Consider the following 25,320-nt stretch of genomic DNA (forward strand, 5'->3'; position numbering starts at 1 on the left):
ACGATGACCAACCCTCACGGAACACCGATCTGGTACGAACTGATCACCGGCGATCCCGATGCGGCGGGCGTCTTCTACGCGAAGGTGATCGGCTGGCAGCGCGGAGAGACGCCCGGCAGCACCACTGACGGCAGCGGCGGCTATCAGGTCTACGCCGCCCCTGACGGGCAAGGCGTCGCGGGGATGATGCAGATCCCCGAAGGCGCGCCGCCCGAGCCGCGCTGGTTCAGCTATGTCGGCGTGGACGACGTCGATGCCGCAGCCGCGAAGATCGCGGCGGCGGGCGGCAGCATCCAGATGCCGCCGACCACGATGGAAGGCGTCGGGCGGATGGCAATGGTCACCGATCCACAGGGTGTGCCCTTCTATGTGATGAAGGGTGCCAGCCCCGAGGCGAGCACGGCGTTCAAGCGCATGGCGCCTGGGCATGGCGAATGGAACGAGCTCCAGACCAGCGACGACCAGGCCGCGCTCGCTTTCTACGGCGAGCAGTTCGGCTGGATCAAGGACGGCGCGATGCCGATGGGTCCGATGGGCGACTATACCTTCCTCAGCCACGACGGCGGGGTGATCGGCGCCGTGATGAAGGTGCAGGGCGGCAAGCCCCCGCACTGGAACTACTTCTTCCGCGTCGGCGGGATCGACGAGGCCAAGGAGCGGATCGAAGCGAATGGCGGTGCCGTCGTGGACGGGCCGCATGAGGTTCCGGGCGGAGACTTCGTTATCTATGCCAAGGATCCGCAGGGTGCCGCGTTCGGCGTGGTCGGCTCGCGCTGATGCTCGAACTCTACGCACACCCCTTCTCGTCCTATTGCTGGAAGGTGCTGATCCCGCTCTACGAGAACGACACGTCGTTCACGTATCGCTCGCTCGAGGAGCCGGGTAACCCCGCCGAATTCGCCCGGCTCTGGCCGATCGGCAAGTTCCCGCTGCTGGTCGACGACGGCAAGCCGGTGATGGAATCGAGCATCATCATTGAGCATCTCCAGCGCTTCCATCCTGGGCCGGTCGCCTTCATCCCCGGGGGCGACGCGGCGCTGGAGGTGCGGATGCTCGATCGCATCTTGGACAACCATGTCATGAACCAGATGACGCGCGTGGTGGTCGATGCGATCCGCGGGCCCGAGCGGCACGATTCCGTGGAAGTCGCGGAGGCCAAGGCGGCGCTGCAAAAGGCCTATGCCTGGCTAGATCAGTGGATGTCGGGGCGCGAATGGGCTTCGGGCGATTTCTCGCTCGCCGACTGCGCCGCCGCGCCGTCGCTCTTCTACGCCGACTGGGTCGATCCGATTCCCGAGGCGCTGATCAGCCTTCGCGCCTATCGCGCCCGCCTGCTCGCCCGTCCTTCGGTGGCGCGCGCGATCGACGAGGCGCGGCCCTACCGATCCTATTTCCCGCTCGGCGCGCCCGAAAGAGATTGAAGGAGTAACCATGCGTAAGATCATCGGCGGCGCGTTCGTCTCGCTCGACGGCGTGATGCAGGCACCGGGCGGCCCCGAGGAGGATCCGACCGGCGGCTTCTCTCATGGCGGCTGGCTCACCCAGATCTTCGACGAAGGGCTGGGCAACCAGGTCGACACGCTGTTCGGCCAGCCGTTCGATCTGCTGCTGGGGCGGCGGACCTATGAGATTTTCGCCGCGCACTGGCCGTTCGTGGCGGAGGACGACCAGATCGGCGCGATCTTCCGCGACAACCGCAAATATGTGCTGAGCCGCAGTGACGATGTCGATCTCCGCTGGAAGGGCAGCGAGCGGTTGGAGAGCGTGGAAGATGTTGCGCGGATCAAGGACGGGGCGGGGCCGAACCTGGTGATCCAGGGCAGCTCGACGCTCTATCCGCAGTTGCTCGAACGCGGGCTGGTCGACCGGCTGGTGGTGATGACCGCGCCGATGTTGTTGGGCCACGGCAAGCGGTTGTTCGGCGAAGCTACGCCGGCGGGCCGCTGGCGGCTGATCGAGCATCGCGTGACGGTTAACGGCATGGCGATGGGGACGTATGAGCCGGCGGGGGCGATCGAGACGGGTTCGTTTGCAATGGAAACGCCGACGCCGGAGGAGTTGGCACGGCGGGAGAAATGGGAGGCGGAGGGTTAACTCCCTCTCCCATCGGGAGAGGGAATTCTAAGCAAATGCCGGGGCGCTCTTGAGCTGCTGGTACGCCTCGATCACCCGCTGCAGCCGCGTCTCGTGGCTGCGGTCGCCGCCGTTGCGGTCGGGGTGGAATTTCCGCACCAGTTCCGAATAGCGCTTGCGCAGCGCCGTGCGGTCGGCGTCGACCGCCAGGTCGAGCACCTTCAGTGCTTCGCGGTCCTTGCCCGAGAGCGGCCTTCCGTCCTTGCGCTCGGCCGTGTCCTTCATCCGATCGCGGAAGCGCGCGCCGATCGCGTCGAGCGGGTCGGCGAAGTCGGCCCAGCGCGGGGGCCGGTCGGCGCCGCCGCTGGCGTTGAACGCGCGCGTCTCGCGCTCCCAGCCGGCGAGCGGGCGCTGCGCGTCGTGGATCTCGTCGGGGCTCATCCCCGCGAAGAAATTATACCCCGAATTGAACGCGCGGACGTGATCGAGGCACAGCCAGCGGAACGGCGGCGGTCCGTCGCCGCTGCGATAGGCACCTTCGAGCAGCGGCGCGCGGAATTCGCCCGGCTCGCCGCAGCCCGGCTCGGCGCACAAGCGGCCCTCCGCCTCCACTCGCCCGTGGAAACGGGCATTGGGTCGATCCTTTTTCGGCTGAGCGTCAGCCACGCTACCTCCCTTGAGCAAACGGGGTATATAGGCGCGATGACCGACCCTTCCAGCGGCGGACTCGCCGATATCATCGCTGCCCGTCTCATCGCCGCGCTCGCTCCGACGACGCTCGACGTGATCAACGACAGCCACCAGCATAGCGGTCATCTCGGCGACGACGGCACCGGCGAATCGCACTGGACCGTGGTGATCGAGAGCGAGGCCTTTGTCGGCCAGTCGCGCGTTGCGCGACAGCGATTGGTCAACACCGCGCTCGCCGATCTGCTCACCGGCCGCATCCATGCGCTGGCGATTCGGGCACGCGCACCGGGAGAATAAGCATGACGGCGTACAAGCTCTGGTATTGGGCGGAAATCCAGGGCCGGGGCGAGTTCGTCCGGCTGGCGATGGAGGCGGGCAGGATCGCCTATGTCGACATGGCGCGCGAGCGCGGTAGCGAGGCGCTGATCGCCGACATGAAGGCGCGGAGCGATCGCCCGCCCTTCGCACCGCCCTATCTCGATACCGGCGAACAGGTGATCGCGCAGGTTGCCAACATCCTGCTCTATCTGGGCGACCGGCATGGCATTGCGCCCCGGGACGAAGCGGCGCGGCGCTGGCTGCACGAAGTCCAACTCACCATCGCCGATTTCGTCGCCGAGGTGCACCAGGTGCATCATCCGGTGGGCACCGGGCTCTATTACGAGGACCAGAAGCCCGAAGCGGCGCGCTTCGCGAAGGAATTCCGCGAAGAGCGGATGCCCAAGTTCCTCGGCTGGTTCGAGCGCTCGGTGGCGGGCGACTGGCTGGCGGGCGACGCGTGGAGCTATGGCGACACCTCGCTGTTCCAGCTGATCGAGGGACTGCGCTACATGTTCCCGCGGCGGATGAAGGCGATCGAGCGCGACTATCCCAAGCTGCTCGCGATCCGCGACAAGGTGGCGCAACTTCCCGGAATCCACGACTATTGCGCGAGCGACCGGCGGATCGGGTTCAACGAGCAGGGTATCTTCCGCCACTATCCCGAGCTCGACGCCGACTGATCGGAAACCCTGACTTTCCGATCGGTGGCTGTCCTGGGCCCCGCCGAGCGGTTAGTCCGGTGAGGAAACGGAGGGACAGCATGCGCGAAGACCTGATCACGATGACGATCGAGCCCGTCACCCACGATCTGGGTGGGTTCAAGGTGCACCGGACGCTGCCCTCGCGGCCGCGGACGATGGTGGGACCATTCATCTTCTTCGACCAGATGGGCCCAGCGCGGCTCGACGTCGGCACGGGGATCGACGTGCGGCCGCACCCGCATATCAACCTCGCCACGGTGACTTATCTCTACGCCGGGTCGCTCGATCACCGCGATTCGCTCGGCACCTTCGCGACGATCGAGCCGGGCGCCGTCAACCTGATGACTGCCGGCCACGGGATCGTCCATTCGGAGCGCTCGCCCTCGGCCGAGCGCATCGTGGGCCCCGAGCTGTCTGGCATCCAGACCTGGCTCGCGCTGCCCGAGCGCGACGAGGAAATCGATCCCGCCTTCGAGCACGTCACCGCAGCCGACCTGCCGGTGATCGAGGCCAAGGGGGCGACGGCGCGCGTCGTGATGGGCGAGCTGTGGGGCGCCACCGCGCCGACCACGACCTATGCCCAGACCATCTATGCCGATATCGCGCTCACCGCCGGCGGGTCGATCCCGATCGATCCGAGCGCCGACGAGCGCGCGCTCTATGTGTCGATGGGTGAGGCGAGCCTCGACGGGCTGCCGCTGATCCCGATGACGCTCTACGTGCTGCGCCCCGGCATCGCCGCGACCCTGCGCTCGGAACGCGGCGCGCGCGTGATGCTGTGCGGCGGGGAGGCGTTCAAGACGCCGCGGCACGTGTGGTGGAACTTCGTCTCTTCGAGCCGCGACCGGATCAACCAGGCCAAGCAAGACTGGACAGCGGGGAATTTCCCCAAGGTGCCCGGCGACGACAAGGAATGGATCCCGATCCCCGAGGTGCCCAAGACGGTGAGCTATCCGTAAATGCTCCCCTCCCGCTTGCGGGAGGGGTTGGGGGAGGGCATGACCTTCTTCCATCGCTGGGAGGCGGGAGGCCGGCCCTTCCCTAAACCCCTCCCGTGAGCGGGAGGGGGACGTGACGGAACTCCAACGTATTGCACTGGCAACCGGCGTCGAACTCGACGTCGTGATCGCGGGCGATCCGGCCAATCCGCCGGTGTTCCTGCTCCACGGCTTCCCCGAATCGCATCGGACCTGGCGCCACCAGATCCCCGAGCTGACCAGGGATCATTATGTCGTCGCCCCCGACCAGCGCGGGTTTGCGCGCTCGTCGAAGCCAGAGGGCGTCGCGAACTACACGCCCGACAAACCCGTCGCCGACCTGCTCGCGCTCGCCGATCATCTCGGGATCGATCGCTTCACGCTGGTGGGGCATGACTGGGGCGGGGCGATCGCGTGGATGGCCGCGCTGCAGAACCCGCAGCGTATCGCGCGGCTGATCATCGTCAACGCGCCGCATCCTTTGGTCTTCCAGCGCTCGCTGTTCGACGATCCCGCGCAGCGCGAGGCCAGCCGGTATATCAGCCGGTTCCGCGACACGCGGATCGACCAGGGGCTGGTCGGGGCGGGGCTGGAGAAGTTCTTCGCCTCGACCTTCACCCAGCATCTGGTCAGTGCGGTCGCGGGCGAGGACAAGGCGGCGTATCTCGACGAATGGGGCCAGCCCGGGGCGATGACGGCGATGCTCAACTGGTATCGCGCCTCGGCGATCGTCATCCCCGAGGACGGCACCGAGCGTCCGGTCTGGCTCGACGCGCCGTTCCCGCCGGTCACCCAGCCGACTTTGGTGATATGGGGAATGCGCGACAAGGCGCTGCTGCCGGTGCAACTCGCGCTGGAAGCCTATGTGCCCGATCTGACGGTGGTCCGGATCGAAGACGGCGGGCATTTCGTGCCGTGGGAAAAGCCCGAGGCGGTAACCGCCGCGATCCGCGGGTGGCTGGGCAAGCGATCCTAGGGCGTACGCGTGAATTGCGCCGCGGCGCTGAAACCGACGCCCGAGACCATTACGCGATAGGCCGCGCCCGGTGGCAACGTCGCAGCAGGCTGGCGCGCGCCGAAACCGGCTGGAAGCTCACCGTAGCGCAACTGGGTGGTGCATCCCTTCACGCTACGATCGCGGCTGATGTCCCAGAGCGGGGCGGCATCGTCAGGCGTCTTGGGATACACCGTCACCGCGTCGATGCAGCGCTGCGTATCCGTGTCGGGCGCCAGCGAAAACGATACGCCGCGATCATCCTGCGTCACGCGCAGCTCTGCGCCTTCCTGGCATCCCGCCAGCGCCAGGCAGACCAGTCCTGCGAGTATCCGAACCGGTGCCCTATAGGCCATAGATCCCGGTGCCGGCGAGGCGCTGTTCGAGATCGCGAATCGTCGCCTGGTCCTGGGGCAGCGTCGATCCGCGGAGGCGCGCATAGTCGCCGACCATTTCCGCCTGCCCTTCGATGGTTTCTTGCGCATAGGTCGTGTCCCGCTGGTCGTAGCGGTAGACTTCGTTGCGGTCGAAGTCATGCTCCTTCAGGTCGTTGGCATATTTGCTCGCAAACGAGCCGTAGCCGAGCTCCTTATACTGCACGACGTGGCTGAACTCGTGGATGAGCAGCGCGCGCTCGGCGCCGGGCTGACCGAGGTCGCCCGAATAATGCGCGCTGTCGAGATAGATGGTGTTGCCGATCGTGATCGCGGGATTGCCCCCGATCTTGAAGGCAGCGTGCGCGGCCGGCGAATCGCCGGGGCCGTCGACGATGCGGACCTTGTCGAGATCGACCCTGTCGCCATAGGCCGCAGCGATCGCGGTGCGTTCGGCGGGGGTGAGCGTCCGTGCCTTGTCACCGCGCATCGAATCGGCCAGCGCGTCGGCCGCCTTGTGCGGCAGCGAACGCAGCTTGTCGCCGATCGCATCGGCTGCCTCGCGCAATTCCTGGATACCGCGCCGCGCCAAATCGATCGGATTGGGCAGGTGGGGCAGGCTGGGAAGATCGGGCAGCCCGGGCAAGCTGGGCAACCCGGGAAAGCTCGGCAGGCTGGGCAAGTCGGGCAGGTCCGGAACGCCGGGGATATCCCAGCCGCCGAACGCCGCAGTGACCGGCATCGAGCGCAGCAACTCGCCTTGCTCGACCGGCGTGAGCGCCGCCGATGCCTGGTCATAGCGCTGGGCGGCCGCGCCGGCATCGGTCTGGGCCAGCGCCGCGATCTCGACGCCGAGCGCGTTGACGTCCGTCCGGCCTTGCGCGTCGGTCGGGAGCGGCGGGCTGGCGGGCGCGGTCGCTCCGCTCGACAGGTTTGCGCCAGTGTTTTCGACGGCCAACATCAGAAAGCTCCTCGTCGTGCCCCAGCACGAAGCAATGCTCCCGATGATCGGCGTAACCAATAGTCGGTCCGACTACGGGGCAGTGCGGCCCTAGCGCTTGCTGCGCATTCCCGGCGCCTTCTTGACTGCGTCATCGTCTAGCAGCCTGCGATAGTCCGTGCTCTGCGGATCGAGCAGCGCGATCCGGCCTTCGCCGTCGTGGTGCACACCCCAGCCGAACTGCTTGACCAAAGGCGAGGCGCGCAGGCACGCCTGGGGCTTGGCGAAGAAGTCGTCGCGGCTCTTGACCCCGCCGCGCGCGCGGTGGGTCTCGTAGAGCAGGTCGTCGCTGGTCATCGCATAGGGTTCGGCCAGCAGGCCGTGCTGGACCGTGGCGATCGTGCCCGGCTTTTCGGGGATCGTGCCCTGCGACACCGGCGAATCGGGCGAGGGCGTGATCAGCGTGTCGCGATAGTTGGTCGTGTGCATGCTAATAGGCTCGCATGACATAGGGGCGGGTTTCGTAGGGTGGCGCCAGCGCCTCCACCCAGGCCCCATGGGCATGGGTGAGCGCGACGAGCTGCATCGGCGTATCGCCCGGCCAACCGCGGACGCGGACCTCGTGGCGGTGCAGGTCGCGATTGGGCTCCATCATCACCCAGCCGAGCGGGCGCTCGGGCGTCGCGCGCTCGCCTGCGGCGAGCATCGCGTCGGCGATCCGCTGCTGGGTGGCGTCGGGGAGATATTGCCAGACGACCGAGTGCATCAGCACCCGCGTCACCCCCTCGGGCTGGGGCTCGGCGAGACGCGCCTCGACCCAGTCGGCGGCGTCTCCCTGGGCCAGGTCGACGCCCTCGGCGCGGACTAGCGCGATCGTCTTTTCCAGCCGCGCCTGGCGCTCGACATTCTCGACCCAGCAATAGGCCTGGAGCCGTTCGGCATCGCGTTCCCCCGAAAGATCGAGCGGCTGGATGTCGACGCCGCGTGCGGAGACGATCTCGACCGGAGCATCCGGTGGCTGCGGCCCGCGCCAGTCGGGCTTGATCTGGACCGGCGAGTCTGCCGGGCCGAACCGCAAACCGCCCAGATCGAAGCGATAGCGGCCGATCAGCAGGTTGAGCCCGGCGCTCGATCCGATCTCGAGCAATTCGAATTTCGGGCCGTAGCGTGCAGCGAGGTGGAGGATGCCGGTCATCAGCCCGGCCGAACGACCGGCCTCGTTGGTCTGGGGCGGGCCGTCGAGCCAGGGGAGGAGGTCGGCATCGTGTTTGACGAAGACGTCGTGGAGGATCGCGGCGACCTCGGTTTCGTCGGTCACAGCGCCGCTGAACACCGGGGCGATCTCAGGCACCCCGTGGCGATACAGCGCGTGGAGCCCGCCGATCAGGCGCAGCACCAGCGCATCGGCGACCGGCTCGCCCGGCCAGTCGAGCACGCGGCGCCCGGTCGCGCTGTCGCGGGTGAGGCTGTGGCCGAGCACAGTCGAGACGCGCGTGGTGATCGGCGCCGCCATTGCGGCGCAATATCCCGCCTGAATGCGGAAGCTGTCGCGGTTGGTCTGTTCGTCGGCCATGCCACGCTTGTTGCGCGCCCGGCCCCCCACAAGTAAAGCCCCGGCACTCATGCAAGAACCGCTCATCCTCGCCGTGCCCAAGGGCCGGATCCTCGACGAGGCGCTGCCGCTGCTCGCCGCGGTCGGCATCGTTCCCGAGCCCGCCTTTTCGGACCCCAATAGCCGGGCGTTGCGCTTCAGGACCAACAACGCTGCGATCGACCTGATCCGCGTGCGCGCCTTCGACGTCGCCACCTTCGTCGCACATGGGGCGGCGCAGCTCGGCATCGTCGGGTCGGACGTGCTGGCGGAGTTCGATTATTCGGAGCTGTACGCGCCTGTCGATCTGGGGATCGGTCATTGCCGCATCTCGGTCGCGGAGCCTGCGGACCTGGCCGCCAAGGACGATCCTCGCGGCTGGAGCCATGTCCGCATCGCGACCAAATACCCGCACATCACCCGCGCGCATTTCGAGGCGCGCGGAGTACAGGCCGAATGCGTCAAGCTGAACGGTGCGATGGAGCTGGCGCCGGTGCTCGGGCTCGCGCCGCGGATCGTCGACCTCGTCTCCTCGGGCAAGACGCTCAAGGAGAACGGTCTGGTCGAAGTCGAAGTGATCGCGCAGGTGACGTCACGGCTCGTCGTCAACCGCGCGGCGTTCAAGATGCGCGCAAGCGAAGTCGTGCCGCTGGTCGACGGTTTCCGGAAGGCAGTGGCATGATCCGCCTCGATGCCTCCTCATCGGATTTCCCCGCCAAGTTTACCGCGCTGGTCAACGCGCGTCGCGAGGCGGACGAGGATGTCGCGCGCAACGTCACGCACATCATCAAGCGCGTGCGCGACGAAGGCGATGCCGCGCTCAGGGACCTGACCCGACTGTTCGACAAGCATGATCTCGACCAGAGCGGCTGGAAGATCGATCGCGCCGATTGCCTCGCGGCGTGGGAGGGGCTCACCTCCGAGCTACGCGACGCGCTCGAGCTCGCCGCCGAGCGGATCGCAGTCTATCACGCCAAGCAGAAGCCCGAGGATCGCGACGAGGTCGACAGCGCCGGCGTCCGGCTCGGCGCGCGCTGGCGGGCAGTCGATTCGGCGGGCGTCTATGTCCCCGGCGGGCGCGCGGCGTATCCCAGCTCGGTGCTGATGAACGCGATCCCGGCCAAGGCGGCTGGGGTGCGCCGGCTGGTGATGGTCACGCCGACGCCGAACGGCGAGGTCAATCCGCTGGTCCTTGCCGCGGCGCATATCGCCGGGGTCGATGAATTGTGGCGCGTCGGCGGGGCGCAGGCGGTGGCCGCGCTTGCCTATGGCACCGATCGGATCGCGCCGGTCGATGTCGTCACCGGCCCCGGCAATGCATGGGTCGCCGAGGCCAAGCGCCAGCTCTACGGCGTCGTCGGGATCGACATGGTCGCGGGTCCCAGCGAGATCGTGGTCGTCGCCGACGGCAGGAACGATCCCGACTGGATCGCCGCCGACCTGCTCAGCCAGGCCGAGCATGATCCGACCAGCCAGTCGATTCTCTTCACCGACGATGCGGCCTTTGCCGATCGTGTCGCCGCGGCAGTCGATGCACAGATCGAGACGCTGTCGACCGCGGCGACCGCACGGGCGAGCTGGGACGCCAATGGCGCGATCATCCTCGTGCCGAGCCTGGTCGACGCGATCCCGCTGTGCGATCGGCTGGCGCCCGAGCATCTCGAGCTCGCCTGCGACGATGCGGATGACCTGTTCGACATGGTCCGCCATGCCGGATCGGTGTTCCTCGGGCGGCATACCCCCGAAGCGGTGGGCGATTATGTCGCCGGCCCGAACCATGTGCTGCCGACCGGGCGGCGCGCGCGCTTCGCCTCGGGGCTGTCGGTGCTCGATTTCATGAAGCGGACCAGCTTCCTGGCCTTGGACGAAGCCGGGCTTGCTGCTATCGGGCCCGCCGCAGTTGCGCTCGCCAATGCAGAAGGCTTGCCCGCGCACGCGAAGTCCGTCGCGATCCGTTTGAAACCCTGAACCCGTTTGTCTGCGCTTCGACAAGCGCGGCACGAACGGTGTAGTGAAGAGAATTATGCCCAGCCCCAAAGCCAAGACCCGATCCAAGGCCCGCGCCGCCGCGAGGCTCGCCGCCGTGCAGGCGCTCTACCAGCAGGAGATGGAGGGAACGAAGCTCCCCGTCCTGCTGACCGAGTTCCACCAGCACCGGCTCGGCGCGACGATCGAGGATGTCGAATATGCCGACGCCGACGTGACCTTCTTCGACGATATCGTGAAGGGCGTCGATGCGCGCCGCGAGGAGATCGACCGGACGATCGCGGGCAAGCTCGCCGCGGACTGGTCGCTCGACCGATTGGACAAGCCGATGCGCCAGATCCTCCGCGCCGGGACGTACGAGCTGATGGCGCGGAACGACGTACCGGTGGGCGCGGTGATCAGCGAATATCTCGACGTGACGGACGCGTTCTACGACCGCCGCGAGAAGGGGTTCGTCAACGGCATCCTCGACGCCGTGGCGAAGGACGTGCGGGGTTGAATCAACTCCTCCCCGGAACGGGGAGGGGGACCATGCGCAGCATGGTGGAGGGGGCGTGCCGCAAAGGACGTCTCGCGGGGAGAGCCCCCTCCGTCAGCGCTACGCGCTGCCACCTCCCCGTTCCGGGGAGGAATTGATGCGCGAAGCCGATTTCATCGCCGCACTCCGGTCGCTGCCGCTGCATCCCGGCGCGCAGGATCTGCGCGACGACGCGGCCGTCATCGAGATCGCCGGCGAAGCGCTGGTCGTCACCCATGACGCGATCGCGGAGAGCGTGCATTACCGCGCCGGCACCGATCCCGCCGACATCGCCTGGAAACTGGTCGCGGTGAACCTCTCCGATCTCGCCGCCAAGGCCGCCGAGCCGATCGGGGTGCTGATCGGGGCGACGCTGGTCGAAGGCGCCGCGCGCTTTGTCGAGGGGCTGCGCGACGTGCTCGAGGCCTATGGCGTCAAGCTGCTCGGCGGCGACACCATCTCACATACCGGCCCGGCAACCTTCGGCTGCACCGCGATCGGGCGCGCGACCACGCGCCCGGTGCCGGCGCGAACCGGCGCGAGGGCAGGGGATGCGCTCTACGTCACCGGCACGATCGGTGCGGCGCTGCTGGGGTTCGAGGCTGGGGATGGCGTCGCCTATCTCCGTCCGAAGCCACGGCTGGCCGAGGGGCTGGCGCTGGGGCCGCATGTTTCTGCGATGATGGATGTGTCCGACGGGCTGTTGCTCGATGCGCGGCGGATGGCCCAGGCGAGCGGTTGCACCGCCGCGCTGACCCTGGATGCGATTCCGTTCGCTGCCGGCACGACCGATCGGCTGGCCGCGGCAAGCTGGGGCGACGATTATGAATTGCTGTTCGCCGCGCCCGAGGGCGTGGCGCTACCAGTGCCCGCGACGCGTATCGGCACGATGCTGGACAAGGCTTCGCACCCCCTGCTGCTCGACGGCAAATCCCCGCCCGAACGGCTCGGATACGAGCACCGCTGAGGCGGGTTGCGCCCGCCGGGGGTGACCGATACCTTCCCGCTTCCGCAATGACCGGCACAAGACCGGCGCGGGATCCAGTTCTAGGGGAAGGACTTCGCCTGATGACGATTGTTTATCTCGCCATCGCCTGCGGTTTGCTGGCGGTGGCCTATGGCTTTCTGACGAGTCAGCAAGTGCTGCGGGCCTCGCCCGGCAATGCGAAGATGCAGGACATCGCCGCCGCGATCCAGGAGGGGGCCAAGGCCTATCTTGCGCGGCAGTATCTGGCGATCGCCGTTGTCGGCGTGGTCGTCGGGATCGTGCTGTTCTTTACGTTGGGCGCGCTGCCCACGCTCGGCTTCGTGATCGGCGCGGTCCTGTCGGGGCTTGCCGGGTTCATCGGGATGAACATCTCGGTGCGCGCCAATGTCCGCACCGCGGAAGCGGCGCGGCATTCGCTTCAGGCGGGCCTTACCCTCGCGTTCCGTTCGGGCGCGATCACGGGCATGCTGGTGGCGGGGCTCGGGCTGCTCTCGATCGCGGGCATCTTCGCCTATCTGGTCGAAGGCGCGGGGCTGGCGCCCAATGCGCGGCCGGTGATCGAGACGCTGACCGGGCTCGCCTTCGGCGCCTCGCTGATCTCGATCTTCGCGCGGCTGGGCGGCGGCATCTTCACCAAGGCTGCCGATGTCGGCGCCGATCTGGTGGGCAAGGTCGAGGCCGGAATCCCCGAGGACGATCCCCGCAACCCGGCAGTGATCGCCGACAATGTCGGCGACAATGTCGGCGACTGCGCGGGCATGGCTGCCGATCTGTTCGAAACCTATGTCGTGACGATCGGCATCACCATGGTGACGATCGCGCTGCTGATGCGCGGTCTCGCCCCGGAAACGCTGCTGGCGCTGATGTCGCTGCCGCTGATCATCGGCGGTGTTTGCATCATCACCTCGATCATCGGCACCTATTTCGTCCGGCTGGGAAAGAGCCAGTCGATCATGGGCGCGCTGTACAAGGGCTTCTGGGTCACGGTGATCCTGTCGATCCCGGCGATCATCGGCGTAACGCACTATACGCTGGGCGGACTCGACACGCTGATCGGCGGGATGGGTGATCCAGCGGCGTTCCTCGAAAGCTCGACCGGCACGGCCGACCAGGCCAATATCGGCACTGCCACCGGCCCCAGCTTCACCGGCTGGGACCTCGTCTATTGCATGATGATCGGCCTCGCGGTTACCGGGCTGCTCGTCTGGATCACCGAATATTACACCGGCACGCAGTATCGCCCGGTCCGGTCGATCGCCAAGGCATCGGTGACCGGCCACGGCACCAACGTGATTCAGGGCCTGGCGATCAGCCTCGAATCGACGGCGCTGCCGACGCTGGTGATCGTGGTCGCGGTGATCGCGGCGTACCAGATCGCCGGGGTGATCGGCGTGGCGTTCGCAGCGACGTCGCTGCTCGCGCTCGCGGGCATGGTCGTGGCACTCGACGCCTATGGTCCGGTGACCGACAATGCCGGCGGCATCGCCGAGATGGCGGGGCTTGAGGACGAAGTGCGACACAAGACCGACGCGCTCGACGCGGTGGGCAACACCACCAAGGCAGTGACCAAGGGCTACGCCATCGGCTCGGCGGCACTGGCGGCGCTCGTGCTGTTCGGCGCGTATACCACCGACCTCCACGAGTTCTTCCCCAACGTCGACGTCGATTTCTCGCTGAGCAATCCGTACGTCATTGTCGGGCTGCTGCTCGGCGCGCTGCTGCCCTATCTGTTCGGCGCGTTCGGCATGACCGCAGTCGGCCGCGCGGCGGGATCGGTGGTGCAGGACGTGCGCGACCAGTTCCGCGACAATCCGGGGATCATGGAAGGGACCAGCCGGCCCAATTACGGCCGCACGGTCGACATCGTCACGCGCGCGGCGATCAAGGAGATGATCGTCCCGTCGCTGCTGCCGGTGCTCAGCCCGATCGCGGTCTATTTCCTGATCACTGCAGTCGCGGGGCAACATGAGGGCTTCGCGGCACTGGGCGCGATGCTGCTCGGCGTGATCGTCTCCGGCCTGTTCGTCGCGATCTCGATGACCTCGGGCGGCGGGGCATGGGACAATGCCAAGAAGTATATCGAGGACGGCAATTACGGCGGCAAGGGATCCGAGGCGCACAAGGCCGCGGTGACCGGCGACACCGTCGGCGATCCGTACAAGGATACTGCGGGTCCGGCGGTCAACCCGATGATCAAGATCACCAACATCGTCGCGCTGCTGCTGCTCGCGGCGCTGGCGGGAGGGCATGTCGTGGGGTGAGTCTGCGGCCAGATCCAGAATAATTGGAGCCCCGCCCGGCGCAATCCGGGCGGGGCTTTTCTTTTGGGCGAGGCGCGAAGTTCGTGTGTCGGAAGGAAAGTGCAGCGAATAGCGTCAGGTTGATAATGATCTATTGGTCAAGGTAATTACCATGTGATACTTCCTATTACAAAGAGCGTGATAGCCGTTGTAAAATTATAGATACGACAAGGATCGTTACTTGCGCGTCTACGGTGCCTGGCGGGTAGATGAACAAGGCAGGGATACCGTATCGCCAACTATCGGCACCGGCGAGGCTGAGGGGAGGAAACATGATCCGAATTCGCAAATCGCTGAGACCATATCTTGTCTGCGGCACGGCGATCGTCGCGCTGGCCTCGTCGGCGTCGGTCGCTCACGCCCAGCAGGCACCGGAAGCGCAGGACAAGGACGAGATCGTCGTCACCGCGACCAAGCGCGCGACCTCGATCCAGGACGTCCCCTTCTCGATCAATGCCCAGACCGAGGAGGACATCCTGCGCGCCAATGCCGGCACGGTCGAGGAACTGTCGCGCAACGTTGCGGGGCTGGCGATCCAGAATCTCGGACCCGGGCAGAGCCAGGTTTCGGTTCGCGGCGTTTCCGCCGGTCAGGTCGCGCGCGATCAGCCGGGCGTGAAGGAGCAGGTCGGCGTCTATCTCGACGAATCGGTCGTCTCGCTCTCGCTGTTTACGCCAGATCTCGACCTCTACGATCTCAACCGCGTCGAGACGCTGCGCGGACCCCAGGGCACCTTGTTCGGATCGGGATCGGTTGGGGGCACGCTGCGCTACATCACCAACCAGCCGAGAACCGACCGGGTCGAGGGCAAGGTCGAGGCCAACATCAATGTGGTCGGTGAAGATGACCTTGGCGGGCATCTGAAGGGTGCGATCAACCTGCCGCTTTCGGAAAAGGCCGCGGTTCGCGCCGTCGGCTATTACACGCGTTATGCCGGCTTCATCGACGCGCGGCGCGAGGGCGGCGGCATTGACGAGGACGTCAACGACGGCGAACGCTATGGCGGCCGGCTGTCGATGCTGCTCCAGCCCACCGAGCAGCTATCGATCACCCCGCGCTTCGTCTATCAGAAGATCACGACCAACGGCTTCAACCGCCAGGAGGTCTACAACCTCTATGCCAATCCCTACACCACCACGCGGCCGCAGGTCACGCTGGGCGAGCGCGAGCAATATCTGCTGCTGCGCGAAGGCTTCAAAGACGAGATCCTGCTGGGCGACCTGACGATCCAGCTTTCGCGCGGGCCCGTCGATGTGACCTCGGTGACCAGCTACACCGACCGCAGGATCCTGGTCAGCCGCGATGCCAGCGCGCTCACGGGCAGCGTTTCGGTCGATCTGGGGTTCCCGGCGGTCGGCGGGGTGCTGCTGCCGTCGAACCTGGTCGATCGGACCAAGCTCAATCAGTTCACGCAGGAACTGCGGTTCGCGTCGAACGACACCGCCAGCCCGTTCCAATGGCTGGTCGGGCTGTTCTATTCGAATACCGATCGTGATTATACTCAGCGGCTGCCGACCCCGGGCTATGATGCGGCGACCGACGCCACGCTGGGGGCGGGCACGTCCGTCGCCGTGCGGAATGGCTTTGGCGCCGATTCGCCGTATAATGCCAATATCCCCTACAGCCTCCAGCAAATGGCGGCGTTCGGCGAGATGAGCTACGATCTGACCGATCGGTTCACCGCCACGGTGGGCGGCCGATATTATGCGTTCAACGAGAAGCGGACCTTCACCTCGGGCGGGCTGTTCACCAACCTCGACGACAATACCGACAAGACCCAATCGGACGGGTTCTCGCCGCGCGCGCTCCTGAGCTTCGAGGCAAGCGATGCGGTGACCTTCAATGCGCAGGTATCTAAGGGTTTTCGGCTGGGCGGCGTGAACGATCCGCTCAACTTGCCACTCTGCGGGCCCAGCGACGCGAGCGTGTTCGGCAATCGCCCGCGCTACGACGACGAGTCGCTGTGGAACTATGAAGGCGGGTTCAAGGCGATCACCGGGCGATTCCGTGCAAGCGCGGCGCTGTTCTACACCGACATCCGCAACCTGCAGGTCACCGCCGATGCCGGCTCGTGCTCGTCGCGCGTCGTGTTCAACGTGCCCAAGGCGCACACCAAGGGCATCGAACTCGAACTCGAAGCCACGCCGGTCAGCGGCCTCGATCTGTCGGTTTCGGGAAGCTATGTCGAGGCGCAGTTCGACGCCACGATCGCGCTGCCCGCTGGCGCCGTGATCGAGGGTATCCGCGACGGCAATCGCCTGCCCTCGGTGCCCAAGTTCCAGATGTCGGCGAGCGCCAGCTACAGCTTCCCGGTCGGCGAGGGGAGCGATGCCTATCTTTCGGCTTCGTTCCAGCACGTCGGCAGCCGATTCACCCAGCCCGGCGACCAGGAGAATAATCCGCGGCGCTTCGTCCACAATCTGCCGTTCGGCGGTGCGCCCGCCGGCGCCTCGACCGTCGTCGACCTGGAACTGCCGGCCTATCAGCTGGTGAGCCTGAGCGCGGGCGTGGATTTCGCCCGTGGCCTGGGGGTGTCGGTCTATGTCAACAATCTGCTCGACGAGAACGCACTGCTCTCCTTCGATCGCGAGCGCGGCGGCCGCGCGCGTCTCGGCTTCGCGACGAACCAGCCCCGAACGATCGGCTTGACCGTCCGCAAGGCGTTCTGAACGGCGTAGCTCAGGCGACCAGCCGGTCGATTTCCTGTTGCATGCCCAGCAGCCGCAGCTGGGTGCGCGCAGTATCGAGATTGTGGCGTGCGAGGCGGCTGCCGCAGCCCTGCATGCTGCCTTCGAGGTCAGGCCGCTCGCCGATCTCCAGGCACCGTTCCCACGATCCGATCGCCAGCGGGAGCCATTGGTCGAGCGCCTGCGCCGGATCTGCCATTGCGCGGTCGAGCAGCAGATTGCCGAGCACGAAGAACAGGTCGGGCGAGTCGGGATAGCGGACCATCTCGGCATCGGCGAGCGCGAGTGCGGCGTCGGCCTGCCCGGTCTTGCTCAGGCAGTGGAGCTGGTGGACGACGAGCGAATGGCGCCAATTGGCGTCGTGTGGCGTGGCGTGGAGTGCGGCCGCATGGCGAACGCACGCGGTCTCGAGCTTGCCGCGCATCTCGGCATCCTTGCCGAGCTGATAGAGGATGTACGGGTCGCCCGGCCGCTCGGCGAGTTCGGCGAGCAGCAAAGGCGCGTTGCGGTCGCGCTTGCGGTCGAGCTGCTCGGGCCGATAGCCGTCATGCCCGACATGAAGCTCGATTCGGCCGCGCGGCAGCGGCGACACCGGTTGCTCGTGGACGCGGCCCTGGTAGCGCACGCCGCGCGGGAGCAGGCGGGTGAGCCAGTTGCGGCGCTCGGCATCGCCATCGGCGCCGTCGACCACGCTATGCACGCAGACCTTGCCCAGCCGCGGCTGGCGACACCAGGCGCGGAGCCGCTCGCCGCCGGAGGCGATCCACTCGTCGGCGTCGAGGATCAGATTCCACTCGGCGTCCGCCAGATCGAGCGCGTGGTTGCGCGCGGCCGAGAAGTCGTCCGGCCAGGGAAGGTGGTGGACCTCTGCACCCGCGCTCGCCGCGAGCAGCGGGGTGCCGTCGGTCGAGCCGGTGTCGAGCACGACGACGCGATCGACATGCGGGCGAACGCTTTCGAGGCAGCGGACGATGCAGCGCGCCTCGTCGCGGACGATCAGCACGGCGGCGATTTCAGGATTGCGCATCGAGGCCTCGATTTGGTGACGTGCCCGAAACATCCCCGAACAAGGCAAACAAACTGTTAACCAAAGCGCCCTAGCTTCGTGCCGGCACCGTAAGGAACTGGCTATGATCCCGAAGCTGATGCACTTCATCTGGGTGGGCGACGAAGGCAAATGCCCGACCAACTGCATGGATACGTGGCGCGCGCTCAATCCCGACTGGGAGTTCCTGCTCTGGGGCAATGACGATCTCGCGAGCCAGGACTGGTTCAACCGCGAGCACATTGCCGCGATGTACGATGTCGAGCTGAACGGCGTCGCCGACATGATGCGCTGGGAGATCCTCCACGCCAAGGGCGGCGTGGTGGTCGATGCCGACAGCATCGCGCGGCGGCCGCTCGACGATCATTTGCTCGATTGCGAGGCCTTCGCCTGCTGGGAAAGCGAGATCGCGCGCCCTGGGCTTATTGCCGCGGGCTATTTCGGCTGCGAGGCGGGCAATCCGTTCGTCGAGCAGATCATCCGCGACATCCACGACGAGCCCAGCGTCACCCATGCCAAGGCGTGGAAGACCGTCGGCCCGCAGCGGCTGACCGACAGCTACCGGAAGTACGGCTATTCGAAGCTGCGCGTCTATCCGAGCCATTATTTCATCCCGCGGCATTTCACCGGCCTCGAATATGACGGCAACGACCCGGTCTATGCCGACCAGCTCTGGGGCTCGACCCGGCGCGCCTATGACGAGATCCACGCACTCGACGTGACTGCGCAGGCCGAACTGACGCCGCCCAAGCCGCGCATCGTCGCGCCGGCACCGTCGTCCGCTCCGACGCCGGGCGTGTCGCCGGTCGAGGCGGGCAACGCGCCCTATTTCGTCCAGCGCGTCCAGGTGAGCAGCGAACTGGTCGGGCTCGGTCGCGGATCGGTGTTGCGCAATTTCTGCGCGGGCAAGCGCGTGCTCCATGTCGGCTGCGCCGACTGGCCGATCACCGATATCAACACCTCGCTCCACCTTGGGCTCGAGCCAGTCTGCGCACAGCTCGACGGCGTCGATCCGCATACCGAGGCGCTCGACCAGCTCGCCCCGCACGTGAAGGGCCGGCTATTCTCCAGCCTGAGCGAGGCCACCGACAGCTATGACCTGGTGCTCGTCCCCGAAGTGATGGAGCATGTCGCCAATGTCTCGGACTTCCTCGCCGAGTTGCAGGCGATCGACGCCGGCGCTTTCCTGATCTCGGTGCCCGATGCCTTCCAATGCCGGGCGCGCCATTTCGACTATCTCGGCGACAGCGAGACCTTCGTCGAGGTGGTCCACCCCGATCACAACGCCTGGTACACGCCCTACACCTTCGCCAACACCATCCAGAAATACAGTGCACTGCGGCTTGAGAAGATGTGGTTCTTCAACCGCATCTCGCTGCTGGCCCTGCTCTCCAAGGAGCAGCTGCGCATGGCGGCATGACGCGGCGCCGCGGCTCTGCTACGAGCGCGCGGTGTCCGAGAAGCTACCAGTTCAAGTCGCCGCGCTCTACCAGTTCACGCGGTTCGAGGATTGCCCGGCGATCAAGGTCCCGCTCGCCGCGTTGTGCTGCGCGCAAGGGGTTAAGGGCACGCTGCTGCTCGCGCCCGAGGGCATCAACGGGACGATCGCCGGAAGCGACGACGCGATCGCCGCGGTGCTCGCGCATATCCGCACCTTGCCGGGCTGCGCCGATCTCGACGTCAAGTTTTCGCGCGCGGCGACAATGCCGTTCCACCGGATGAAGGTGCGCCTCAAGCGCGAGATCGTGACGCTGGGCGTGGCCGATCTCGATCCGACTGACGCCGGCGCGTATGTGGCGCCGCAGGACTGGAATGCACTGATCGACGCGCCCGACACGATCGTGATCGACACGCGCAACGATTACGAGGTCGCGATCGGCAGCTTCGCGGGTGCGATCGATCCCCAGACGCGGAGCTTCAGCGACTTCCCCGAATGGGTACGCGCGCATCGCCACGAATGGGAAGGCGAGGGCCAGAAACCCAAGATCGCGATGTTCTGCACCGGCGGCATCCGCTGCGAGAAATCGACGGCCTTGCTCAAGGCCGAGGGCTTCGAGCAGGTCTATCACCTCAAGGGCGGTATCCTCGCCTATCTCGAGCAGGTGGCCGCCGAGGACAGCCGGTGGCAGGGCGAATGCTTCGTGTTCGACGAGCGCGTGTCGGTGAAGCACGGCCTCGAACTCGGCAGCCACGGGCTGTGCCGCGCGTGCCGGATGCCGGTCAGCGAAGCCGATCGCGCCGCGCCCGAGTTCGTCGAAGGGGTTTCCTGCCCGGCCTGCCATGCCGAGCGGACCGACGACCAGCGCATCCGTTATGCCGAGCGGCACCGCCAAGCGGCGCTGGCGGCGGCGCGCGGCGAGGCCCATGTCGGCGCGACCTTCGGGGAGCGCGAGGCTGACTGAGCCGATCCTCTACAGCTTCCGCCGCTGCCCCTATGCGATGCGGGCGCGGCTGGCGCTGGCAGTGAGCGGCACGGCGCATGCGGTCCGCGAGGTCCAGCTCCGCGACAAGCCCGCGGCGATGTTCGCAGCGTCGCCCAAGGGCACCGTGCCGGTGCTGGTGTTGCCGGACGAACGCGTGATCGACGAGAGCCTCGACATCATGCGCTGGGCGCTCGGGCGGAACGATCCCGAGGATTGGCTCGCGGGCGACGACACCGCGCTGATCGCGGCCAATGACGGGCCGTTCTAGCACCATCTCGATCGCTATAAGTATCCCGAGCGGCACGGGTCTGACGCGGTTGTGCACCGCGCGGAGGCGTTGAGTTTGCTGGGAGCGCTCGAGGCACGGTTGGTGGCGTCCAAGTGGTTGTGTGGCGATCTTTATGGGCTGGCCGATGCGGCTTTATTCCCGTTCGTCCGCCAGTTCGCCGCGGTTGATGGCGGCTGGTTCGATGCCCAGCCTTTGCCCAGCGTGCAGCGCTGGCTGGCGGAGCAGCTTGCCGCGCCGTTGTTCACCGAGATCATGGTGCGGCGAGAGGTGTTGGGCGGGGACTAGAAAAGATCATGCGACGCTGCGGATCACATTCTCGAGGTCGCTCGCCAGGAAGGGCTTCTTGATCACGCGCTGGCCGACATAGGCGCCTTCCATGCCCGCCGAGCCATAGCCGGTTGCGAAAATGAACGGCACGCCGCGTGCGCTGAGCACGTCGGCGACGGGGAAGGAGCGGCGGCCGTCGAGATTGACGTCGAGGATCGCGAAATCGAACTCGCCGGTCTCGGCTAGCTCGACCGCCTGGGGCAGCCGCATCGCCATGCCGGCGACCTCATGGCCCATGTCGGTGACCATGTCCTCGATCAGCAGGGCAATGGTCATCTCGTCCTCGACGATCAGCACGCGCAGCGGCATCGTCATTCTCCCTTGCCGTAGAGGTTGCGCGGCGCATCGACGACGCACGCCAGTCCCTCGGGAGCGAACTGCATCGTGACCGTCCCGCCCATCTCGGCGGCAAGGCCGCGTTCGATCAGCTTCGAGCCGAACCCGCGGCGCTCGGGCGGCGACACCGGCGGCCCGCCGCGCTCGCGCCATTCGAGCCGGATACGCTCGCCCCAGGCCTCGGGCATGTAAAGCGACCAGCGGATCGATACCTCGCCCTCGGGCACCGACCAGGCGCCGTATTTGACGGCGTTGGTGGCGAGTTCGTGCATCGCCAGCGTGAGCGCCAGTGCGGTCTTGGGCGAAAGCTCGACATCGGGGCCCTCGATCGTGCAGCGTCCCTCCTCGCCGCAATGCGTGCGCATCGCCTGTTCGAGCACGCCGCGCAGCGATGCGCTGGCCCAGCGCTCGCCGGTGAGCAGGTCGTTGGCCTGGGCAAGCGCGACGATGCGCGCGGTGAAGCGTTCCTGCGCATCTTTGAGGTCGCCCGCATTGCGGAAGGTCTGCGCGGCGATCGCCTGGGTCATCGCCAGGTTGTTCTTCACGCGGTGGTTGAGCTCGTTGATCACCAGCCGCAGATGCTCCTCGCCGCGGCGGCGCGCGGTGACGTCGCTTGCCGCGCCGAACCATTCGACGATCTCGCCGTCGGGACCCTCCACCGGCACCGCGCGCGAGAAGGTCCAGCCGATCGTCCCGTCGGGGCGGCGCACGCGATGCTCCATCTGGAAGGCCTGGCGGCCGCGGATCGCCTCGTCGATCCCCAGGCGCACGATCGCGTGGTCTTCGGCGACGAGGTTCTCTTCCATCCAGTTCGGATTGGCGGCGCTATTGTCGGGAATCAGCCCACGTCCCTCGATCGGCTGCATCACGCTCCAGTCGGGCGACATCCGATAGATCACGTCCGAGGTGGCGTTGGCGAGCGCGCGCAACTTGCGTTCGCTTTCGACCAGCGCGCGCTCGGCGAGCACCGCCTCGGTGGTCTCGACCACGATCGCGATCACGCCGCCGGGCTTGCCGCTCTCGTCGGGGACCGGCGAATAATCGAGGTTCATCCAGGCCGGCTCGGGCTTGCCGCGTCGATCGAGGGTCAGTTCTTGGTTGCGATAGGCGAGCGTCCCGCCGGCGAGTCCCACCTTCATCACGTTGTCGTTGAAGTCGGCGACCTCGGGCCAGCCCTCGCGCACCTTGGAGCCCAGCAATTGCGGATGCCGGTCGCCGGCGAACACCGAATAGGCATCGTTATAGATCATGATGCCGTCCTCGCCCCAGAGCAGGACGATCGGGACGGGCGAGTGGAGCAGGAACGCCGTGACCGACTTGAGGCTCTGCGGCCAGCGCACGAGGGCCCCGATGCTGGTCCTCGACCAGTCGAACTCGCGGATCAGCCCCCCCATCTCACCACCGCCGACCGGAAAATTGGCGATATCGGCGCCGTCGGCCAAAGCTTGCTCCCTAAGCAGTTTCCATCCGGCAGCTTGCGGCTACAGGCGGGCCGGACCTCCATATGCGTGCGGGACAAGCTCCTCAATCGTGCTGTTGTTCCGCGCTGGACTTTGCCGCGCGCAATTCCCATCTGGGGACAAGGCGTCGGCGGTCTGCCGTCCGCCTTCCCTTTTCGCGCGCAGCAGAGTAAAGGCACCGCCACTTTTGCTGGCGTTCACCTGAGAGGCATATTTTTGGCCAAAGAAGAACTTCTGGAAATGCGCGGCCAGGTCGTTGAGCTTCTGCCCAACGCCATGTTCCGCGTCCGGCTCGAGAACGATCACGAGATCCTCGGCCACACCGCCGGCAAGATGCGGAAGAACCGCATCCGCGTGCTGGTTGGCGACGAAGTGCTCGTCGAGCTCACGCCCTACGACCTGACCAAGGGCCGTATCACCTACCGCTTCAAGTGAGCGGCGGGCCTGTGCGGCTCGTCCTCGCTTCGACTTCGCCGCGCCGTCGCGACCTGCTCGCGCGGATCGGCGTCGTGCCCGACCGGATCGTCGGTCCCGATATCGACGAGGACCCTCGCCCCGGCGAGCCACCGCGTCCCTACGCGCTGCGCCTCGCCGAGGAAAAGGCGCGTGCGGTGCACCGTGCCGAGGACGAGATCGTCCTGGCGGGCGATACCACGATCGGCGTTGGCCGCCGCATCCTCAACAAGCCCGAGGACGATGCCGATCATCGCCGGATGCTCGCGCTGCTCTCCGGGCGGCGCCACCATTGCCTGTCGGCGGTCTGCGTGATCGGGCTCGACGGCAAGGCGCGCACGCGAGTCACCGACACGATCGTCACCTTCAAGCGGCTGAGCGACGCCGAGATCGACTGGTACATCGCCAGCGGCGAGGGCCGCGGCAAGGCCGGCGGCTACGCGATCCAGGGGCGGGCGGAGGCATTCGTGCGCTTCCTCTCGGGCAGCCATTCGGGCGTGGTCGGGCTGCCGGTATTCGATGCGCGTGCGCTGCTCGAAGGCGCAGGCTACGCCCTTGGCTGAGTGGCTGTACGAGGCCGGGATCGGCGAGAACCGCGCCGCCTTGGTTTCGCGCGGCACGATCTGGAAGGCGCGGATCGAGTTGGAGGGCAGCGCGCCGCGCCACGGCGCAGTGCTCGACGCGCGGCTGATCGACAAGAGCACCGGCAAGGTCGCGTTCGCAGGCGGCGAGGCGCTGTGCGATCCGCTGCCGCAGGGGATCACCCAGGGCGCCATGCTGCGCGTGCGCATCGTGCGCGAGGCGATTCCGGAGCAAGGCCGCTTTAAGCTTCCCAAGGCGGTGCCTGCCGGTGCCGATGCAGTGCCGGGCGACGGACCCGACCTGCTCGCGCGGATCATCGCGAGCGGTGTCCCGGTGCGTCGGCTTCGTGCGCATGAGGGCGACGCGTTCGAAGAGGCGGGCTGGTCCGAGGTGCTCGAAGAAGCGGTTCAGGGCGACATCGCCTTTCCGGGCGGGATGCTGCGGCTGTCGCCGACTCCGGCGATGACCTTGTTCGATGTCGATGGCGGCGGCCCGCTCCAGCCGCTGGCGGTCGCTGCGGCGCATGCCGTGGCGCGCGCGATCGAGCGGCACGGGATCGCCGGATCGATCGGGATCGATTTTCCGACGCTGCCGGGCAAGGCGGCGCGGCAGGCCGTTGCCGAGGCGATCGACGCGGCGCTGCCACAGCCGTTCGAGCGGACTACGGTCAACGGCTTCGGCTTTCTCCAGATCGTGCGGCGGCGGGTGCGGCCCTCGCTGCCCGAATTGCTGCGCGCCGATCCGGTGGGGGCAGGGGCGCGCGCCGAACTGCGCCGGATCGAGCGGCTTCCCCCGCCGCCGCCCACTACCCATATGGTCCACAGGCGAATCGCCAACCGGCTGGCGCAGCGGCCTGAATGGACCGTTGAGCTTGCGCAGCGAATCGGCGGCGCGACGGCCTTCGTCGCCCCCAAGGAGTGAAGTGTGCCCAAGCGTGATGGCTGCCCGATCTGCGGCGAACCGACCCAAAGCGAATTCAAGCCCTTTTGCAGCCGCGGCTGCAAGGACCGCGACCTGCTGCAATGGCTGGGCGAGGGCTATCGCGTTCCCGGCGAGGCTGTCGATCCAAATGCACAAACCGGGCTGGACACGGGCCGGGACCCCGACTAAGAGCCCGCTTCCGGCGTTCGCCGGTCATAGCCGCCGGCCGATGCCGGACGGGCCCGGGTAGCTCAGTTGGTAGAGCATGCGACTGAAAATCGCAGTGTCGGCGGTTCGACTCCGTCCCCGGGCACCACCCCTCCCCAGCGTTGATTTCCACTCGGG

The 25,320-nt window shown here is 66.9% G+C and carries 27 protein-coding genes, 1 tRNA gene and 1 pseudogene; 21 read left to right on the forward strand and 8 right to left on the reverse strand.

Going from position 1 to position 25,320, the window contains the following annotated elements:
- The first annotated feature begins 3 nt into the window (after window positions 1–3).
- From RZN05_RS19850 to RZN05_RS19860, 3 genes are read left to right on the forward strand one after another with little or no spacing between them, the layout of a single operon-like run.
- Window positions 4–777: a VOC family protein gene (locus RZN05_RS19850; protein ID WP_317228411.1), complete on the forward strand. Its 774-nt coding sequence runs from the start codon at window positions 4–6 to the stop codon at window positions 775–777.
- Complete coding sequence (locus RZN05_RS19855) at window positions 777–1,421, forward strand: glutathione S-transferase family protein (protein WP_449619004.1); 645 nt, start codon at window positions 777–779, stop codon at window positions 1,419–1,421. The genes RZN05_RS19850 and RZN05_RS19855 overlap by 1 nt, the downstream gene beginning before the upstream one ends.
- A gap of 10 nt (window positions 1,422–1,431) precedes the next feature.
- Window positions 1,432–2,094: a dihydrofolate reductase family protein gene (locus RZN05_RS19860; protein ID WP_317228412.1), complete on the forward strand. Its 663-nt coding sequence runs from the start codon at window positions 1,432–1,434 to the stop codon at window positions 2,092–2,094.
- Window positions 2,095–2,121: 27 nt separating this feature from the next.
- Here RZN05_RS19860 and RZN05_RS19865 read toward each other — a convergent pair whose 3' ends face one another.
- Complete coding sequence (locus RZN05_RS19865; RefSeq protein ID WP_317228413.1) at window positions 2,122–2,739, reverse strand: J domain-containing protein; 618 nt, start codon at window positions 2,737–2,739, stop codon at window positions 2,122–2,124.
- Window positions 2,740–2,775: 36 nt separating this feature from the next.
- Between RZN05_RS19865 and RZN05_RS19870 the strand changes: the two genes are divergently transcribed.
- The 4 genes from RZN05_RS19870 (at window position 2,776) to RZN05_RS19885 (ending at window position 5,738) form a co-directional block, all read left to right on the forward strand.
- Window positions 2,776–3,060: a BolA family protein gene (locus RZN05_RS19870; protein WP_317228414.1), complete on the forward strand. Its 285-nt coding sequence runs from the start codon at window positions 2,776–2,778 to the stop codon at window positions 3,058–3,060.
- 2 nt (window positions 3,061–3,062) lie between these two features.
- Window positions 3,063–3,764 carry a glutathione S-transferase gene (locus RZN05_RS19875; RefSeq protein ID WP_317228415.1) on the forward strand — a complete coding sequence of 234 codons (702 nt, stop codon included), beginning with the start codon at window positions 3,063–3,065 and terminating at the stop codon, window positions 3,762–3,764.
- An 80-nt stretch (window positions 3,765–3,844) separates the two neighbouring features.
- Entirely contained in the window at window positions 3,845–4,744 is a 900-nt protein-coding gene (locus tag RZN05_RS19880) for a pirin family protein (RefSeq protein ID WP_317228416.1), read from the forward strand.
- A gap of 112 nt (window positions 4,745–4,856) precedes the next feature.
- Window positions 4,857–5,738: an alpha/beta fold hydrolase gene (locus tag RZN05_RS19885; protein WP_317228417.1), complete on the forward strand. Its 882-nt coding sequence runs from the start codon at window positions 4,857–4,859 to the stop codon at window positions 5,736–5,738.
- Here the strand turns inward: RZN05_RS19885 and RZN05_RS19890 are convergent.
- The 4 genes from RZN05_RS19890 to RZN05_RS19905 form a co-directional block, all read right to left on the reverse strand.
- Window positions 5,735–6,112 (reverse strand): hypothetical protein, encoded by a 378-nt coding sequence (locus RZN05_RS19890; RefSeq protein ID WP_317228418.1) that lies wholly within the window; start codon window positions 6,110–6,112, stop codon window positions 5,735–5,737. The genes RZN05_RS19885 and RZN05_RS19890 overlap by 4 nt on opposite strands.
- Complete coding sequence (locus RZN05_RS19895) at window positions 6,102–7,091, reverse strand: eCIS core domain-containing protein (protein ID WP_317228419.1); 990 nt, start codon at window positions 7,089–7,091, stop codon at window positions 6,102–6,104. The genes RZN05_RS19890 and RZN05_RS19895 overlap by 11 nt, the downstream gene beginning before the upstream one ends.
- 90 nt (window positions 7,092–7,181) lie before the next feature.
- A complete protein-coding gene (locus RZN05_RS19900; protein WP_317228420.1) occupies window positions 7,182–7,559 on the reverse strand; it encodes a DUF6157 family protein in 378 nt (125 codons plus the stop codon).
- Between the two features lies 1 nt (window position 7,560).
- Window positions 7,561–8,643, reverse strand: a complete 1,083-nt coding sequence (locus tag RZN05_RS19905) for a DUF2332 domain-containing protein (protein WP_317228421.1) — start codon at window positions 8,641–8,643, stop codon at window positions 7,561–7,563.
- Between the two features lie 49 nt (window positions 8,644–8,692).
- Between RZN05_RS19905 and hisG the strand changes: the two genes are divergently transcribed.
- From hisG to RZN05_RS19935, 6 genes are all read left to right on the forward strand, one after another.
- Window positions 8,693–9,343: an ATP phosphoribosyltransferase gene (gene hisG / locus RZN05_RS19910; protein ID WP_317228422.1), complete on the forward strand. Its 651-nt coding sequence runs from the start codon at window positions 8,693–8,695 to the stop codon at window positions 9,341–9,343.
- Window positions 9,340–10,629, forward strand: a complete 1,290-nt coding sequence (gene hisD, locus RZN05_RS19915; protein WP_317228423.1) for a histidinol dehydrogenase — start codon at window positions 9,340–9,342, stop codon at window positions 10,627–10,629. Before hisG ends, hisD begins: the two co-directional genes overlap by 4 nt.
- Window positions 10,630–10,684: 55 nt before the next feature.
- Entirely contained in the window at window positions 10,685–11,146 is a 462-nt protein-coding gene (gene nusB / locus RZN05_RS19920) for a transcription antitermination factor NusB (RefSeq protein WP_317228424.1), read from the forward strand.
- A 136-nt stretch (window positions 11,147–11,282) separates the two neighbouring features.
- The gene (gene thiL / locus RZN05_RS19925) at window positions 11,283–12,131 is read left to right on the forward strand and encodes a thiamine-phosphate kinase (protein ID WP_317228425.1); all 849 of its coding nucleotides are present in this window, start codon (window positions 11,283–11,285) and stop codon (window positions 12,129–12,131) included.
- A gap of 101 nt (window positions 12,132–12,232) precedes the next feature.
- Window positions 12,233–14,413: a sodium-translocating pyrophosphatase gene (locus RZN05_RS19930; protein WP_317228426.1), complete on the forward strand. Its 2,181-nt coding sequence runs from the start codon at window positions 12,233–12,235 to the stop codon at window positions 14,411–14,413.
- A 311-nt stretch (window positions 14,414–14,724) separates the two neighbouring features.
- A complete protein-coding gene (locus tag RZN05_RS19935; protein ID WP_317228427.1) occupies window positions 14,725–17,121 on the forward strand; it encodes a TonB-dependent receptor in 2,397 nt (798 codons plus the stop codon).
- A 10-nt stretch (window positions 17,122–17,131) separates the two neighbouring features.
- On the opposite strand, the gene RZN05_RS19940 is transcribed toward RZN05_RS19935, so the two are convergent.
- Entirely contained in the window at window positions 17,132–18,166 is a 1,035-nt protein-coding gene (locus RZN05_RS19940) for a glycosyltransferase family 2 protein (RefSeq protein ID WP_317228428.1), read from the reverse strand.
- Between the two features lie 103 nt (window positions 18,167–18,269).
- On the opposite strand from RZN05_RS19940, the gene RZN05_RS19945 reads away from it, so the two are divergent.
- The 3 genes and pseudogenes from RZN05_RS19945 to RZN05_RS19955 all read left to right on the forward strand — a co-directional run bounded on the left by RZN05_RS19945 (window position 18,270) and on the right by RZN05_RS19955 (window position 21,181).
- On the forward strand, window positions 18,270–19,604 hold the full coding sequence (locus tag RZN05_RS19945) for a glycosyltransferase (protein ID WP_317228429.1): 1,335 nt from the start codon (window positions 18,270–18,272) through the stop codon (window positions 19,602–19,604).
- Between the two features lie 31 nt (window positions 19,605–19,635).
- Window positions 19,636–20,586 carry an oxygen-dependent tRNA uridine(34) hydroxylase TrhO gene (gene trhO / locus RZN05_RS19950; protein WP_317228430.1) on the forward strand — a complete coding sequence of 317 codons (951 nt, stop codon included), beginning with the start codon at window positions 19,636–19,638 and terminating at the stop codon, window positions 20,584–20,586.
- Window positions 20,549–21,181, forward strand: a pseudogene (locus RZN05_RS19955) (glutathione S-transferase). The gene trhO and the pseudogene RZN05_RS19955 overlap by 38 nt, the downstream one beginning before the upstream one ends.
- A 6-nt stretch (window positions 21,182–21,187) precedes the next feature.
- Here the strand turns inward: RZN05_RS19955 and RZN05_RS19960 are convergent.
- Both RZN05_RS19960 and RZN05_RS19965 read right to left on the reverse strand, forming a co-directional pair.
- Entirely contained in the window at window positions 21,188–21,538 is a 351-nt protein-coding gene (locus RZN05_RS19960; RefSeq protein ID WP_317228431.1) for a response regulator, read from the reverse strand.
- Entirely contained in the window at window positions 21,535–23,001 is a 1,467-nt protein-coding gene (locus RZN05_RS19965; RefSeq protein WP_317228432.1) for a sensor histidine kinase, read from the reverse strand. Before RZN05_RS19965 ends, RZN05_RS19960 begins: the two co-directional genes overlap by 4 nt.
- Before the next feature lie 234 nt (window positions 23,002–23,235).
- Between RZN05_RS19965 and infA the strand changes: the two genes are divergently transcribed.
- The 5 genes from infA (at window position 23,236) to RZN05_RS19990 (ending at window position 25,291) form a co-directional block, all read left to right on the forward strand.
- The gene (gene infA / locus RZN05_RS19970; RefSeq protein ID WP_003049127.1) at window positions 23,236–23,454 is read left to right on the forward strand and encodes a translation initiation factor IF-1; all 219 of its coding nucleotides are present in this window, start codon (window positions 23,236–23,238) and stop codon (window positions 23,452–23,454) included.
- 11 nt (window positions 23,455–23,465) lie between these two features.
- Window positions 23,466–24,035: a Maf family protein gene (locus RZN05_RS19975; RefSeq protein WP_317228433.1), complete on the forward strand. Its 570-nt coding sequence runs from the start codon at window positions 23,466–23,468 to the stop codon at window positions 24,033–24,035.
- Window positions 24,028–24,975 carry a ribonuclease E/G gene (locus tag RZN05_RS19980; RefSeq protein WP_317228434.1) on the forward strand — a complete coding sequence of 316 codons (948 nt, stop codon included), beginning with the start codon at window positions 24,028–24,030 and terminating at the stop codon, window positions 24,973–24,975. Before RZN05_RS19975 ends, RZN05_RS19980 begins: the two co-directional genes overlap by 8 nt.
- 3 nt (window positions 24,976–24,978) lie before the next feature.
- A complete protein-coding gene (locus RZN05_RS19985) occupies window positions 24,979–25,164 on the forward strand; it encodes a DNA gyrase inhibitor YacG (RefSeq protein ID WP_317228435.1) in 186 nt (61 codons plus the stop codon).
- 51 nt (window positions 25,165–25,215) lie between these two features.
- Window positions 25,216–25,291 (forward strand) — tRNA-Phe (locus tag RZN05_RS19990).
- Window positions 25,292–25,320 lie beyond the last annotated feature (29 nt).

Origin of the sequence: Sphingomonas sp. HF-S4, assembly GCF_032911445.1 — a bacterium.
Lineage (GTDB): Bacteria > Pseudomonadota > Alphaproteobacteria > Sphingomonadales > Sphingomonadaceae > Sphingomonas > Sphingomonas agrestis.

Bases quoted from the DNA above. Each gene is read 5' to 3' on its own strand.
- RZN05_RS19850 (WP_317228411.1), top strand. From the start codon at position 4: ATGACCAACCCTCACGGAACACCGATCTGGTACGAACTGATCACCGGC.
- RZN05_RS19855 (WP_449619004.1), top strand. From the start codon at position 777: ATGCTCGAACTCTACGCACACCCCTTCTCGTCCTATTGCTGGAAGGTG.
- RZN05_RS19860 (WP_317228412.1), top strand. From the start codon at position 1,432: ATGCGTAAGATCATCGGCGGCGCGTTCGTCTCGCTCGACGGCGTGATG.
- RZN05_RS19870 (WP_317228414.1), top strand. From the start codon at position 2,776: ATGACCGACCCTTCCAGCGGCGGACTCGCCGATATCATCGCTGCCCGT.
- RZN05_RS19875 (WP_317228415.1), top strand. From the start codon at position 3,063: ATGACGGCGTACAAGCTCTGGTATTGGGCGGAAATCCAGGGCCGGGGC.
- RZN05_RS19880 (WP_317228416.1), top strand. From the start codon at position 3,845: ATGCGCGAAGACCTGATCACGATGACGATCGAGCCCGTCACCCACGAT.
- RZN05_RS19890 (WP_317228418.1), bottom strand. From the start codon at position 6,112: ATGGCCTATAGGGCACCGGTTCGGATACTCGCAGGACTGGTCTGCCTG.
- RZN05_RS19895 (WP_317228419.1), bottom strand. From the start codon at position 7,091: ATGTTGGCCGTCGAAAACACTGGCGCAAACCTGTCGAGCGGAGCGACC.
- RZN05_RS19900 (WP_317228420.1), bottom strand. From the start codon at position 7,559: ATGCACACGACCAACTATCGCGACACGCTGATCACGCCCTCGCCCGAT.
- RZN05_RS19905 (WP_317228421.1), bottom strand. From the start codon at position 8,643: ATGGCCGACGAACAGACCAACCGCGACAGCTTCCGCATTCAGGCGGGA.
- hisG (WP_317228422.1), top strand. From the start codon at position 8,693: ATGCAAGAACCGCTCATCCTCGCCGTGCCCAAGGGCCGGATCCTCGAC.
- hisD (WP_317228423.1), top strand. From the start codon at position 9,340: ATGATCCGCCTCGATGCCTCCTCATCGGATTTCCCCGCCAAGTTTACC.
- nusB (WP_317228424.1), top strand. From the start codon at position 10,685: ATGCCCAGCCCCAAAGCCAAGACCCGATCCAAGGCCCGCGCCGCCGCG.
- thiL (WP_317228425.1), top strand. From the start codon at position 11,283: ATGCGCGAAGCCGATTTCATCGCCGCACTCCGGTCGCTGCCGCTGCAT.
- RZN05_RS19930 (WP_317228426.1), top strand. From the start codon at position 12,233: ATGACGATTGTTTATCTCGCCATCGCCTGCGGTTTGCTGGCGGTGGCC.
- RZN05_RS19935 (WP_317228427.1), top strand. From the start codon at position 14,725: ATGATCCGAATTCGCAAATCGCTGAGACCATATCTTGTCTGCGGCACG.
- RZN05_RS19940 (WP_317228428.1), bottom strand. From the start codon at position 18,166: ATGCGCAATCCTGAAATCGCCGCCGTGCTGATCGTCCGCGACGAGGCG.
- RZN05_RS19945 (WP_317228429.1), top strand. From the start codon at position 18,270: ATGATCCCGAAGCTGATGCACTTCATCTGGGTGGGCGACGAAGGCAAA.
- RZN05_RS19960 (WP_317228431.1), bottom strand. From the start codon at position 21,538: ATGACGATGCCGCTGCGCGTGCTGATCGTCGAGGACGAGATGACCATT.